We start from the raw sequence: 13,010 nt of genomic DNA on the forward strand, positions 1-13,010 counted from the left end.
ATGTCGGGCAAATATAGAAGAGATAGCCAAGTAGTAAATAACTTTTTTACCTTGGTTTCTATTGTAATTATTGCAATAGTAATAACTCTTTATTCTAAATATGGCCCAAAAGTGAAAACCCCTTCTAGAGTACACTCAAATTTAGAGTGTCAAAAAACAACTTCAACAATTGATAAAATCACATCGCCATCTTTATTAAAAGATGCTAAATATTATATGGAAAATGGATTATATGTTTTAAATGGTGGTTTTATTAAACCAAGATTTGGGAAGTTTTATTTAAAAGATGAGATTACTATTGAAGAAGCAAATGATTTTTTTAAATTAAAAATTGCAATTGTTCAAAAAGAAAATCCAGTTAAATATCTAAATATAAAATATGAAATTATAGAGAATGATAAGAATGACCCAAGAAAAAAAGATGCATATAGTAAATCTTATGCTGGAACTATTCTGAGTTCTTTTAGAATAAATGGTAAAGAGGCTTTTATGATGAAAACAGATTTTTTAGAGTATGATAAAAAAGATATAAAAAATAGAATAGATTGTATTATAGAGGCTTTTAAACACAATGCAAAATAATAAACTACTAACTGTTTCAAATTTCATTATCCTAGTTACTATTTTAATGTACATATTACAAACTAATATGGATAATGGCTCTTTATTTTTAGGACTAAATATATTTTTTCTAGAAGCAAATCTTTGGTATCAACCACTATCTAGTATGTTTGCACATGGTGGAGTAGGGCATATTTTGATGAATATGTTTGTACTTTTTCAATTTGGTAATTTAATTGAAAAGTATAGAGGTGTAAAAACCTTTTTAATACTTTATTTTATAGGTGGTATTTTAACTTCATTATTAAGTTTTGCTTTTATGCAGATGATGGGATTTAATCACAACTTAGTTGGGGCATCTGGAGCTATTTGTGTACTTTTAGGTTATGTTGCACTTGTTGATACCTATCAAAGAAATGGTATTATTACTTGGATTATTCTTATTTCTATAGTACCAGTTTTAATAGGACTTCCAGTTGCTTGGTATGCTCACTTAATAGGACTAGCTGTTGGATTTAGTTTAGGAAAATTTTTAAGATAATTAGTTCATAAAATATGTAACTACACCCATAACTGCTAATACAGCAAAAATAGTAATAAATATCTCTTTTAATTTTACAGTAGGATTTAATATTCCACAATATGGACATCGTCCTATTTTGGCCTTTACTTCACTTTTACAGTTTCTACAAGATTCGATTTTTTATCCTTTTTGTTATGTGAAATAATAGCTAATTTTCTTTCAAAATGACATATAATCAATATACAATGAAAAAAAAAGATAGAATAGTTTTATGATATTACATTTAGATATAGATTGTTTTTTTGTTTCTGCACATCGAACTCGTGATAAAAGTTTAATGAATATACCTACTGCTGTAGGAGGACGAAGCAATCTTAATATATTTTCAAAAAGCAAACATAAACGTGTAGTAAGTGATAGTAATGGAGCTTTTGTAAGCTCAATAGTTAGTGAGCAAGATCCAAATGCCCAAGAGTATTTTAAAGATGAAAATGGACGAATTAGAGGTATTATTACTACTTCTTCTTATGAGGCTAGGGCTTTTGGTGTTAAAACTGCTATGAGTGTAAATGAAGCCTTAAGACTATGCCCACACCTTAAAATGATTGCTCCTAATTATCCTTTATATCATGAACTCTCTTATAAATTATTGCAGTTTTTAGAATATGAAACACCACAAGTAGAACAGTTTAGTATAGATGAGTATTTTGCAGATGTTACAGGATGGGTGGAAGATAAAGATGTTGAAATCTTTGCCAAAAGATTAAAAGATAAGATTGAAAAAATCTTTGATTTACCTATTTCTATTGGTGTTGCAAAAAGTAAATATTTATCAAAATTGGCAACAGAGTATGCAAAGCCCCATGGAGTTAAGGTAGTATTTGAAGATGAAGTTAATGATTTTATAAAAGATATTCCAATAGAAAAATTCCCTGGTATTGGGCAAGGTTATCAGATGCGATTAAGAGCTCACAATATAAAAACCCTTGGACAAATAAGAGAAAAAAAACATATTTTTTATGCTTGGAAAAAACCGGGTATTCAGCTTTATAATCGTGTATGTGGAATAAAAGACTTTGTCTTGGAAAAAAAAGCAGCTTCAAAATCAATAGGAATAGGTAGAAGTTTTGACCCTATAAATAATCGAGAAGAGATAAAACGACGAATTATTATATTGGCAAGGTATCTTGCTTTCTTAGTTTTTAAAAAAAGAGTAAATCCCCAAACCTTTTTTATAAAAATCAAATACGAGTTTGATTCTAAATCTAAAAGTTCATTTTCTACAAACCGATTATTTAGTGAAAAGTTCTTTAAAGATGAGATTATCAAAATGTTTAATGCAAATGATATTCACCCCACACATAGTATCATCCAATTAAATATAACAGTAAGTAATTTTATGGAACAAAAAATGGATAGTTTTAATCTTTTAGAGTATGAGAATGATTTAAAGAAAAAGCAATTAAACAATAAACTCAATGAATTAAGAGATAAATTCGGGGTAGATATAATTAAAAATGCAACAGAACTTTGAGATAATTTAAGAGAAAAAAAAAGAAATAAAGTAGTATAATTCTAAAAAAACAATAAAGAGAAAAGATGAATAAAAATAAAGAGATTGTAAAATCTTATTATGAAAACCTTTGGAATAAAAAAGACAAATCATATATTGACAAACTTTTTGATGACAAGATACTTTTCAGAGGTTCACTAAATATAGAAACAAACGGTAAAAAAGAGTTTGAAGAGTACTTTGATATGATTTTAGGTGCTATTCCAAATCTATACCATGGTGTTGAGCTAATGGTTGCTGAGAATAACTTAGTAAGTGCAAGAGCAATTTACAATGGAACTCATATGGGAAAACTTTTTGATTTTGAAGCTACAAATAATAGAATAAGATATTATGGTGCTTCATTTTTTAGAATTGAAAATGATAAAATCAAAGAAATATGGGTATTGGGTGACTTAAACTCATTGTATAAACAGTTGAGTAAATAATGAAATATAACGAAATTAATGATTTTCATCGTATTGATATTGAAAATGAGGCTCATCCTTCAGTATTTTTCAAAGATGAAAATTATGATTTGTTTATATTTAGAATGCCACAACTAATAAATAATAGACTAGTTCCTATTAGTAAAGCTTTTATTATAACTGATAAGTCATACTTTTATTTTGATAAAGAGAGTAAAGAGTTTGTAGACTTACAGAGTGTTGATGGCTTTTATAAGTATTTAAATAATGATATAGATTCAATCTTAAAAATTATAAATGGATATATTGAAGAAATAGAACTTATAGAAGATAATTTCTATGAAAATAAAATTGATAAAAACTTCAATAAACAGTGGTTTTCATATAAAAATGACTTTATAAAAATAAATAGAATTTTATTTAAGTGTGTGGAAGTAATAACAATTTTGATTAGTCATTATAGAAAAGATGATGATTATTTAGAGAGAAACTTTGAAGATATGCAAGAACACTTACAACGAGCACATAGAAATTCTGGTATGCTATTAGAAAAGCTTGATGCTTTACATAATTCATATTTAGTAGAAAATAATGAGCAAATGAATAGGACCGTTTATATCCTAACACTTTTGTCAGGTATATTTTTACCTCTAAATTTAATTGTTGGATTTTTTGGGATGAACACTACCTCTTTACCCTTTACTCAAGGAGATGGAGGAACATTGTTAGTTATAAATACGCTATTTATTTCAGCAATAATTTCTACACTTTTAGTATATTTTATTAAAAAAAGGTAAAGTCTATTTACCTTCTTCTAAATAAAGTTGAGTCAGTATTAATAACATTGTATCGATAGATTTTTTTGTAGTTGTCTCTTCAACAGTATGGTAGCCAATAGTTGGAATTTGTAAAGTTGTACCTTGTATTTCACCTTCTGTTGCATCAATTATTCTTCCAAGTTCTGTAACACCAAGTGAACCTTTAGTCCCTGCTGTTGCCATAAGATTTTCTAAATAAGCATCTTTATAGTGGTAATTTATATTGTTTTCTATAACTATTTTTTTAATTTTAGCCTCTAGGGGTGATTTAAATTCTGCATTTTCATCTTTATTTCTTAGTACAATATCTAGGTGAGTTATATCATCTACTTTGCTATATGGACTTGTATCTAAAACTAATAGTTCATCTGTAGTTATATCAAATCTTCTAAAATATTCAAGTAAAAATCTCCAGCTTTTTCCAGCCTCTTCACTTGCTGTAAAAAATGCAGTTCCTTGATAACCTACATGATACATGTATATCATAATAGCTATTGATATAACATTATCAAGTTGGGCTGATACTAAACCATTATCATCTATTTCTAGAGTATCTGTAAAGGCAATGGCAGTTCCTGGTAAAAGATGCTCAAGTCCATCTATTTTAAATATAATATTTTTTCTTCTTGTACATAAAAAGGCATCTTTTATAACACCCATTCCTAAGTAACTTCCAGACCAAGGTTCATATGCTTGAACTTTTTGTTCCATAAATCTCATCTCAAAGTTTTTAAGTAGTTTTTCAGAGTTAGAGTTTCCTCTAAGGTCAGCTTGGTTTTTTGCTATAAAAGCTGCATATTGAAACTCATTGTGTCCTGTACAAATAAGTCCATGTCTATCAGCATGTCCAGAAATATAACCACTTTGTGGATCATTTCCTTTTGCAACTAATACGCCATCATAATATTCAACATTTAAATCCAACTCTTCAAGTTCTCTTTTTACCCTCATAAAAAAAGGGTGTTCAGCACCTACAACACTTGGTGTTCTAATTAGCTGTTTTAAAATATCGTAAAACTTTTCCATTATTCTATTATCTCTTCATTGTTTAATTCGTAAAATTCACTTTGTTTTACGGCATCTTCATTAAAATATTCCATTTTATCTTCTGCAATATTTAAATTACTAAATTTTGCTATGTGAAAAATAGCATCTCCTTCTTGTACTAAAGGGATTTGTGATTTTCCAATTATTATACCATCAAAAGGTGATAGTATTTCAAAGCTATTATCATCTAAAGGTTCATCAATATAAGCAATTATTTCATTCTCTTTTACTATTTCACCTAGTGCTTTTATTGTTCTTACCATTCCACTTTCATTGGCTCTAATCCATCTGCTTGCTTTTGAAGTGATAGGCTTTTTTGTATTTTTTCTTATGACTTTTGGAAGCATACCATTTTCCCTAAGAACATTTATTATACCTTTTACACCAACCCTTATACAACTTTCATCAAATCTTAGAGCTTCTCCTGCTTCATAAAGTAGTATTGGTGTTCCCATCTCTTGAGCTTCTGCTCTTAATGATCCATCTCTTAACTCAGAGTGTAGAACAACAGGTGCCCCAAAAGCATGGGCAAGTTTTAAAGTATACTCATTATTCAAATTTGTTCTAACCTGAGGTAGGTTTGATTTATGAATAGAACCTGTATGTAAATCAATTCCTAAATCACATTTTGAAACTATTTCATCAAAAAATATTTTTGCAATTCTACTTGCAATTGAGCCTTTTATACTTCCTGGAAAACTTCTATTTAAATCCCTTCTATCAGGTAGGTATCTAGACAGTGTCATCACTCCATAAACATTTACAATTGGTGCAAATATTATTGTCCCTTGGAGTTTTTTTAGAATACTTAGCTTTCTTAATCTTCTAATTATTTCAATACCATTTAATTCATCCCCATGAATTGCGGCACTTATAAAAACAACAGGTCCATCTTTTTTACCTCTTACAACTCTTATTGGAAGGTTTGTAGGAGTATTATAAAGTTTTGGTAACTCTAAATTTATTTTTACTTCTTTACCTTTTGGTATAATCGTATCACCAATTACAAAATGGTCATTTTGCATATAATCTAAGCTCCAATGTTATCTTTTTTTATTTTTCTTTTTTTAGTGCTTTCTTGAGATCTTGGTGTTACACTTTTTTCTATATAATCCATGATTTTACTTGCAATATCAATATTAGTTGACTTTTCAATTCCCTCTAATCCAGGACTTGAGTTTACTTCCATAACTAGTGGTCCTCTTGATGATGGTATCATATCAACTCCACAAACACCAAGTCCCATAGCTTTTGCTGCTGCTATTGCAGTTGATTTTTCTTTTCTAGTTAATTTATGTGCAGTAGCACTTCCACCTTGATGAAGGTTTGATCTAAAATCACCTTCAGCTCCTTGTCTTTTCATAGCGCCAACTACTTCACCATTTACAACAAGAACTCTAATATCAGCACCACCTGCTTCTTCTATGTACTCTTGAACAAGTAAGTTTACATCCATACCATAAAAGGCATCAAGTACAGATTTTGCAGCTTTTTCACTATCAACTAAAACAACACCCACACCTTGTGTTCCTTCTAAAATTTTTAAAACTAATGGAGCCCCACCTGATAGTGCTATTACATCTTTTGCACTTGATTTATTTGAAGCAAAAACAGTTTTTGGCATATCTACACTATTTTTTGATAGAACTTGCAAACTTCTAAGTTTATCTCTACTTCTTGCAATGGCTAAGTTTCCTGAGGTACTAAAGACTTCCATCATCTCAAAGTGTCTCACCATAGCAGTTCCATAAAAAGTCCTACTAGCTCCAATTCTAGGTATTATTGCATCTGGAGTTGGTAATACTTGTCCCAAATAATTTATAACTAGTTCACCCTTCATTATTTCAATAGTACATTTTAGATAATCAATTACTTTAACTTCCCAATTTTTTGCTTGTGCTGCTTCAACCAATCTTCTTGTTGAATATAACTCTTTATTTCTTGATAATATATAGACTCTCATTATAAACTTTCCTCTTTTTTATTACATAAATACTCTTGGGCAACATCAACAATAAATCTTCCTTTTAAAAATCTTTTTCCAATTAACATAGGAAATTTCATATCAGCTCTATTTGTAAGTGAGATAACACTTTTATATTTTTTACCAAAAAATTCTACTCTAACTTGTATTGATGGCCTAATTTGTACTGTACCATTTGAACTTTTAACTTGTTTAATCTTATACAGTGGCAATGTTAATCTTTTGCCATGATATGAAGGATGAACTTCATCTAACAAAGTAAAACTTACTTCACCATTTTCAATTAGAATATCATCACAATGCAAGGCATTTGAATCAGCTCCTGTATCAACTTTTGCATCTAAATCAAACAATTCTAAGTCAAGAATTGAAATACTCTCTTTTCTTCCAATTATCTTTTTCTTGATGGGATGTCCTTTAATATTTTTAAAAATTATATCATAGTTTGGGGTAAAATAATGGGAGTAATTAGATTTTTTATAAATGAACCGGTAGTTAGTAAGTCTATTTTATTTTGGTGCAGATGATGAGATTTGAACTCACACGACTTTCGCCACGAGCCCCTCAAGCCCGCGTGTCTACCATTCCACCACATCTGCATAAAAAAGAGTTAGAATTATATCTAGTTATTCTAAAAAATAAGTTATATTTGAATACTTTAATTTTGAACATAAAAAAAGGGCCAAGAGAAAACTCTTGACCCTTTTTATCTATTAAATCTGTAGATTTAAAGACTACCCTAAGAATGGGTTTGCATATAATGCAATCATAGCAACAACAAGTGCATAAATAACTTGTGCTTCGATCATCGCTAAAGCAATGAACATTGTTGTCATTAATTTTCCACCAAGACCTGGGTTTCTAGCAGTACCAGCAATAGTTGCAGCAGCAGTATTACCCATACCAATAGCACCACCAAGTGCAGCAAGACCTAAACCAATACCAGCAGCTACTACAGAGTAAGCTTTTAAAGTTTCGTTTGCAACTGAACCTTCAGCAGCAAAAGCAACACCAGCGATAGCTAGCATTAAAAGAACGATTTTTTTCATTCAAGATTCCTTATAATATATTTTATTTCAAAGTCCGTTCGGATAGCGTAACCACAGAAAATCTGTAGCAATACTTACATAAATGCAAATATTTCCCTACTTAACACTTTGTTGGGTTGTATTATACATCCCCTTAGGTTAAAATTTCTTTATTTAGGTGATTAATATTAAAGTAGTATTACCATATGTAACAATATACTAAATTAAATGTTCTGGCTCGTGTAAGTAAAAACCTTGTGAGTACTCAATATCCAATGATTTTATTGTTTCTAAAACCTCTTTTGAGTCTACAAACTCTGCAACAACTTCTAATCCTAACTGCTTAGCAAAATTTACAATAGTAGATACAGTAATAAAAATATTTTTATCTTTATGTATATTTCTTATGAGTGAGCCATCTATTTTTAGAATATCTACGTTTAAGTTGATGATATACTCAAAGTTAGAATATCCTGTACCAAAATCATCAATTGCAATTTTAGCACCAATTTCTTTCATCTTTTTGATAAATGAGGATACTTTTTCAAATTGATTTATTTGTTCAGACTCTACAATTTCTAAGATAATTTGATTATTTGTTTTTGTTTGTAATATTGTATCAAGTAGGAATTGAATTGTTTCATCATTTGTTATATCTTGCATTGATAGGTTTATTGAAAACATATTTTCTTTATCTTTAAAATAATCACAAGCTTGTTTTATCATCATTCTTGTCATCTCATGATAAAGTCTTGCTTTTTTTGCATGTTCTAAAAAGAAATATGGAGACAATATTTTTCCATCTTCAGTTTTAAGTCGCATTAGTGTTTCATATTTTATTTCACCTGTTTTATTATTGACGATTTTTTGTCCGTAAAGCAGGATTTTATCATTACTTAGTGCAGTTTTTATATTTTTTGTTAGTTCAATTTTTTGGGCTAAAAGTCTTTTACTATCTTGTTCTAGGTTTATGATAAGTTCTTTGTTTTTTTCTTTTGCTTGCATTAGTGCCATTTCAGCCTCTACAAGTAGCCACTCTCTTCCACTTGAAATTCCAATTGAAAATGATAAATTTAAAGTATGATTATCATGTATTATGGGATTTGTTTTTATACTATCTAAAAACTCTAATGAGAGCTCTTTTAAAGATTCAATTGTAAAGTTTCCTGAAGCTAAAATACCAAAAATATCTCCACTAATTCTATAAACATTTATATTAAAATTATTCAGTTTTAATAATTTTTGTGAAAACTCTTTTAATATATGATCTCCAACTTCTATTCCATATGTATCATTTATATCTCTAAAGTGATTTATGTTAACAATTGCAAGTTTTGGGAATAAGAATGTTTTTGAATCTCCAATTAGTTTTTGCCTATTTGGTAAACCTGTTAAGTCATCAGTTAACTGTTTTGTGATTATTTTATCTTTTTCGTATAAAGAAGTTATGTCATTTCTAATACCAATATACTCTGTTATATTTCCTTCATAATCTAAAATAGGAATAATAGTAGAATCAACATAATATATGCTTCTATCTTTTCGTCTATTTGAAACAATACCTTTAAATATATTTTTACTTTTTAAGGTATCCCACATAATTTTGAAAAACTCTTTTGTATTTGCAGGGTCTCTTATGATATTGTGGTTTGCCCCTAGTAATTCATCTTTTGAATATCCTGAGATTTCACAAAATTTACTGTTTACATAGGTAATAATACCTTTTGTATCTGTTTTTGAAACAATAGAGCTTTCATCAATAGCTTTTTTATACTCTTCTAAAAGTAAAAGAGTATCTTTTATCTCAAAATCGCCACTATCTTTTAATATGTAATTTAATTTTTCTATTTGTGAATAATCATTTTTTAACTCTGTATTTTTATTTTGGATATTTAATTCTTTCTCTTTTACTTGGGATATATCTCTCCAAGTAACGAGTAGTATCTCTTTTTGTTTAAGAGTTAGTCTTTTTAGTGTGACTTCAACCCAAAATTCTTTCTCTTTTAAATCTTTGTGTAGCCATTCAAATCTAGCAAAGCCATTTTTATAACATTGCTCAAAAATAACGTCTGCTTTTTCACTTGAAAGTTGTCCATCTGGTTGGTATGTTGGAGATATTTGAGAAGGATGAATATTATATAGTTCACTTTTGCTCTTCATTTGAAGTATTTTTAGTGCTGCTTTATTACAATACATAAAGTTTTGTTCAACTATAAATAAAACTGGATCAATGTCATTTTCCAATATATCATTATAATAGTCAATGTTCTCAATCATATTTTTAAATGAATCCAAAATCCAAAATCCTAAATGTATTATTTATATTATATAAATGTATCAAAATAAACTTAATAATATTATTAAAGTCACTCTTTATGCATAATAAATAATTTTTTATTTGATTGTAGTTTAAATATTGTATAGTATAATTATAAATATTTTATTTTGAGGTTAAATTATGAAAAAACTTTTTTTTGGACTTACATTTTTGATTCTTATTTTGCTTGGTGCAGTGTATGCGCTACTTTTTACATCAACAGGAAATAGCATTGTTGCTTCTATAGTTGAAAGTAAAGTAAATAATGAGAAAGTTATAAACTTTAAGATAAATAAGTTTTTATTAACAACGAAAGAGATTGAATTTGATTCAACAATTGATGATAACTCAAATATAAAGATTATTGGGGATTTATCCTTATTCTCAAAAACAGTGGATATCAAATTTGATATCAATATTAAAGATTTATCTAAATTACAAAGGTTTACAAATCAGAAACTAAATGGAAGTTTCAGTACAAGTGGAAGTTTTAAAGGTGATAGCACTTCAGCAAAACTTGAGGGTAGTAGTGATATTTTCAAAAGTAAAACAACTTATGATATAGACTTAGAAAATTTTGAGCCATCAAATATTTTATTTAATGTGAAAAGTGCAAAAATAGATGAAATACTGCACCTAATCAATAAACCAAGATATGCCATGGGAAATCTTGATATTAATGCAAATATTAGTAATGCAAAACTTGAAAACTTAAATGGAGAGATTCTTACTAAAATAACAAATGGATTGATTACAAATAGTTTAGTTAATAAAGATTTTAATACTAAGCTTATTAAAAAATTGAATTTCAATGGTACTATTAAAACGAATTTAGAACCTTTTAAAGCTTTATCAAAAGTTGATGTATATACTTCTATGGCAAATCTCTTTGTAAAAAAAGCTGATGTAAACTTAAAAAATATGAACATAAAAAGTGATTATTTCTTAAAAGTTGATGATTTATCTAAACTTTTTGATGTAACTCAAACAAAGATGAGAGGAAATATTGGAATTGCAGGTGATATTAAAAAAGATAAAGATTTACTTGTAAATGGATATTCTGAATTATTAGAAGGGCAGTTGAAATTTAAACTTTTAAATAATGATTTTAGTGCAAACATAGATAATGTTGAGATACTAAAAGTTTTACATATGCTTTATTATCCAGAAATATTTACTTCTAAGACAAAATTAAAACTTGATTATAATATTGCAAAAGAGAATGGTGATTTAACTGGGGATTTAATAAATGGACAATTTAAGAAAAATGAGTATTCTACTATTATAAGTAGTCTTGCTAGATTTGATCTTACAAAAGAGGTTTATGAAAATATTGACTTAAAAAGTAATATCAATAAAAATATAATAAAATCAACAATAAAAATGAATAGTAAATTATCACAAATAGAGGTTAACCCTTCAGTAATAGATACGAAAAACAGTATTATTGATGCTTTGGTAATAACACAAATAAAAGGTATAAAATTTGATACAAAGATATCAGGAGATTTATCTAACCCTAGTGTTAAAGTTGATACAAAAAAACTTTTAGAAAGTGGAGCAAAACAAAAAGTCAAAGAAAAAATTCAAGATACTATTGAGAAAAAACTTGGTGACAAAGCAGGAAATATATTAAAAGGTTTTTTTAAATAATTTTAATGGGATAATATTAAGTCTATTATCTCATTGCTATTTTTTGCATTGGACAGTGCAATTTGAATTATTGTTTGTTCTTCATTTAAAATTTTTATATTATTATCATTTAGTTTTTTTATAATTGTCTTTGAATCAATTTTGAATACTCCTGATAAATTATTGATAGATGTGTTGATTATTGTAGAATAGAGTTTTTCATCTATTTTTTTATCTTGTAATAAAAATGATGAAGATGCAAAAGTAATAATTGTAGCAATTGTTATTAGTAAAAATTTTATTTTCATTTGAAATCCTTATATATACAACATTATAAGGGATAAGAATTAACGAATAGTTTTAAATAGTTAACAAAAAGTTAATTATATAGGTAAAGGAAAAAATATGGAACAATTAAAAAGAGTATTAGTAACTGGTGGAAATAAGGGAATTGGCTTAGCGGTAGTTAAAAAATTTATAGAATTAGATTATGAAGTAATTGTTGTTGCAAGAGATTTTTCAAACTTTGAACTTAAAGATAATCTAAAAGTTAAATGTATAGAGTATGACTTGTCAAATATGCAAGGATTAAAAGTTTTAGTTGAGCAAATAGGAGAAATAAGTACTTTAATCAATAATGCTGGATATATGCAGCCAAAATATACATATGATAACTATCCACTAGAAGCAAAAGAGCATATTATGAATGTGGACTTGTATGCCCCTGTTGAACTTATAACACTATTTTGTGAAGATATGAAAAAAAGAAACTATGGAAGAATAGTTAATACAGCTTCAATTGCTGGACAAATAGGTCATCCTGATATTTGGTATGGGATTGCAAAGGCTGGAATTATAAATGCTACAAAGATATTTGCAAAGCTACTAGGAAGTTATAATATCACTGTAAATTGTATAGCACCAAGTCCAGTTGAAACTGATATGCAAAAAGACAATTCCCAAGAGAGAAAAGAAGAGTTTAAAAAAGCAGTTCCATCGGGAAGATTTGCAGAACCCCAAGAAGCAGCTGAAGTTATAGTTTGGTTAGCTACTTCTTGTCCAGAGTATGTAAATGGGACAACAGTTGATTTTAACAACGGTTCGTATGTGAGATAAAATC

At 28.1% G+C, this 13,010-nt stretch carries 14 protein-coding genes and 1 tRNA gene; 7 read left to right on the forward strand and 8 right to left on the reverse strand.

All coding sequences use genetic code 11. From position 1 onward, the window contains the following. The 5 genes from Q0617_RS13470 to Q0617_RS13490 all read left to right on the forward strand — a co-directional run bounded on the left by Q0617_RS13470 (position 1) and on the right by Q0617_RS13490 (position 3,861). A complete protein-coding gene (locus Q0617_RS13470; RefSeq protein ID WP_298753933.1) occupies positions 1-582 on the forward strand; it encodes a hypothetical protein in 582 nt (193 codons plus the stop codon). Continuing rightward, positions 572-1,102 (forward strand): rhomboid family intramembrane serine protease, encoded by a 531-nt coding sequence (locus tag Q0617_RS13475; protein WP_298753935.1) that lies wholly within the window; start codon positions 572-574, stop codon positions 1,100-1,102. Before Q0617_RS13470 ends, Q0617_RS13475 begins: the two co-directional genes overlap by 11 nt. 253 nt (positions 1,103-1,355) lie before the next feature. After that, positions 1,356-2,618, forward strand: coding sequence for a DNA polymerase IV (locus Q0617_RS13480; protein ID WP_298753938.1), 1,263 nt, complete (start codon positions 1,356-1,358; stop codon positions 2,616-2,618). 65 nt (positions 2,619-2,683) lie between these two features. Next, positions 2,684-3,085 (forward strand): ester cyclase, encoded by a 402-nt coding sequence (locus Q0617_RS13485; protein WP_298753940.1) that lies wholly within the window; start codon positions 2,684-2,686, stop codon positions 3,083-3,085. Then, the gene (locus Q0617_RS13490; protein WP_298753942.1) at positions 3,085-3,861 is read left to right on the forward strand and encodes a CorA family divalent cation transporter; all 777 of its coding nucleotides are present in this window, start codon (positions 3,085-3,087) and stop codon (positions 3,859-3,861) included. Before Q0617_RS13485 ends, Q0617_RS13490 begins: the two co-directional genes overlap by 1 nt. A 3-nt stretch (positions 3,862-3,864) precedes the next feature. On the opposite strand, the gene Q0617_RS13495 is transcribed toward Q0617_RS13490, so the two are convergent. The 7 genes from Q0617_RS13495 to Q0617_RS13525 all read right to left on the reverse strand — a co-directional run bounded on the left by Q0617_RS13495 (position 3,865) and on the right by Q0617_RS13525 (position 10,218). After that, on the reverse strand, positions 3,865-4,908 hold the full coding sequence (locus Q0617_RS13495; RefSeq protein ID WP_298753944.1) for a peptidase M42: 1,044 nt from the start codon (positions 4,906-4,908) through the stop codon (positions 3,865-3,867). Then, positions 4,908-5,954, reverse strand: coding sequence for a succinylglutamate desuccinylase/aspartoacylase family protein (locus tag Q0617_RS13500; protein ID WP_298753945.1), 1,047 nt, complete (start codon positions 5,952-5,954; stop codon positions 4,908-4,910). Before Q0617_RS13500 ends, Q0617_RS13495 begins: the two co-directional genes overlap by 1 nt. Positions 5,955-5,959: 5 nt before the next feature. Continuing rightward, positions 5,960-6,892 carry a 30S ribosomal protein S6--L-glutamate ligase gene (gene rimK / locus Q0617_RS13505; protein ID WP_298753946.1) on the reverse strand — a complete coding sequence of 311 codons (933 nt, stop codon included), beginning with the start codon at positions 6,890-6,892 and terminating at the stop codon, positions 5,960-5,962. After that, positions 6,892-7,320 carry a RimK/LysX family protein gene (locus Q0617_RS13510; RefSeq protein ID WP_298754789.1) on the reverse strand — a complete coding sequence of 143 codons (429 nt, stop codon included), beginning with the start codon at positions 7,318-7,320 and terminating at the stop codon, positions 6,892-6,894. Before Q0617_RS13510 ends, rimK begins: the two co-directional genes overlap by 1 nt. 108 nt (positions 7,321-7,428) lie before the next feature. Next, positions 7,429-7,512 (reverse strand) — tRNA-Leu (locus tag Q0617_RS13515). A gap of 135 nt (positions 7,513-7,647) precedes the next feature. Further along, positions 7,648-7,962: a F0F1 ATP synthase subunit C gene (locus Q0617_RS13520; RefSeq protein WP_298753947.1), complete on the reverse strand. Its 315-nt coding sequence runs from the start codon at positions 7,960-7,962 to the stop codon at positions 7,648-7,650. Between the two features lie 198 nt (positions 7,963-8,160). Beyond that, entirely contained in the window at positions 8,161-10,218 is a 2,058-nt protein-coding gene (locus Q0617_RS13525; RefSeq protein ID WP_298753949.1) for a GGDEF domain-containing phosphodiesterase, read from the reverse strand. 181 nt (positions 10,219-10,399) lie between these two features. On the opposite strand from Q0617_RS13525, the gene Q0617_RS13530 reads away from it, so the two are divergent. After that, complete coding sequence (locus Q0617_RS13530; RefSeq protein ID WP_298753952.1) at positions 10,400-11,911, forward strand: hypothetical protein; 1,512 nt, start codon at positions 10,400-10,402, stop codon at positions 11,909-11,911. A gap of 2 nt (positions 11,912-11,913) precedes the next feature. Here the strand turns inward: Q0617_RS13530 and Q0617_RS13535 are convergent, their stop codons facing one another. Further along, positions 11,914-12,198 carry a hypothetical protein gene (locus tag Q0617_RS13535; RefSeq protein WP_298753954.1) on the reverse strand — a complete coding sequence of 95 codons (285 nt, stop codon included), beginning with the start codon at positions 12,196-12,198 and terminating at the stop codon, positions 11,914-11,916. Positions 12,199-12,295: 97 nt separating this feature from the next. Between Q0617_RS13535 and Q0617_RS13540 the strand changes: the two genes are divergently transcribed. Next, positions 12,296-13,006 (forward strand): SDR family oxidoreductase, encoded by a 711-nt coding sequence (locus Q0617_RS13540; protein WP_298753955.1) that lies wholly within the window; start codon positions 12,296-12,298, stop codon positions 13,004-13,006. Positions 13,007-13,010 lie beyond the last annotated feature (4 nt).

This window comes from uncultured Arcobacter sp., from assembly GCF_937982575.1.
Classification (GTDB): domain Bacteria; phylum Campylobacterota; class Campylobacteria; order Campylobacterales; family Arcobacteraceae; genus Arcobacter.

Excerpts from the sequence above, each read along its gene's own strand:
- Q0617_RS13470 (WP_298753933.1), top strand. The coding sequence starts at position 1 with ATGTCGGGCAAATATAGAAGAGATAGCCAAGTAGTAAATAACTTTTTT.
- Q0617_RS13475 (WP_298753935.1), top strand. The coding sequence starts at position 572 with ATGCAAAATAATAAACTACTAACTGTTTCAAATTTCATTATCCTAGTT.
- Q0617_RS13480 (WP_298753938.1), top strand. The coding sequence starts at position 1,356 with ATGATATTACATTTAGATATAGATTGTTTTTTTGTTTCTGCACATCGA.
- Q0617_RS13485 (WP_298753940.1), top strand. The coding sequence starts at position 2,684 with ATGAATAAAAATAAAGAGATTGTAAAATCTTATTATGAAAACCTTTGG.
- Q0617_RS13490 (WP_298753942.1), top strand. The coding sequence starts at position 3,085 with ATGAAATATAACGAAATTAATGATTTTCATCGTATTGATATTGAAAAT.
- Q0617_RS13495 (WP_298753944.1), bottom strand. The coding sequence starts at position 4,908 with ATGGAAAAGTTTTACGATATTTTAAAACAGCTAATTAGAACACCAAGT.
- Q0617_RS13500 (WP_298753945.1), bottom strand. The coding sequence starts at position 5,954 with ATGCAAAATGACCATTTTGTAATTGGTGATACGATTATACCAAAAGGT.
- rimK (WP_298753946.1), bottom strand. The coding sequence starts at position 6,892 with ATGAGAGTCTATATATTATCAAGAAATAAAGAGTTATATTCAACAAGA.
- Q0617_RS13520 (WP_298753947.1), bottom strand. The coding sequence starts at position 7,962 with ATGAAAAAAATCGTTCTTTTAATGCTAGCTATCGCTGGTGTTGCTTTT.
- Q0617_RS13525 (WP_298753949.1), bottom strand. The coding sequence starts at position 10,218 with ATGATTGAGAACATTGACTATTATAATGATATATTGGAAAATGACATT.
- Q0617_RS13530 (WP_298753952.1), top strand. The coding sequence starts at position 10,400 with ATGAAAAAACTTTTTTTTGGACTTACATTTTTGATTCTTATTTTGCTT.
- Q0617_RS13535 (WP_298753954.1), bottom strand. The coding sequence starts at position 12,198 with ATGAAAATAAAATTTTTACTAATAACAATTGCTACAATTATTACTTTT.
- Q0617_RS13540 (WP_298753955.1), top strand. The coding sequence starts at position 12,296 with ATGGAACAATTAAAAAGAGTATTAGTAACTGGTGGAAATAAGGGAATT.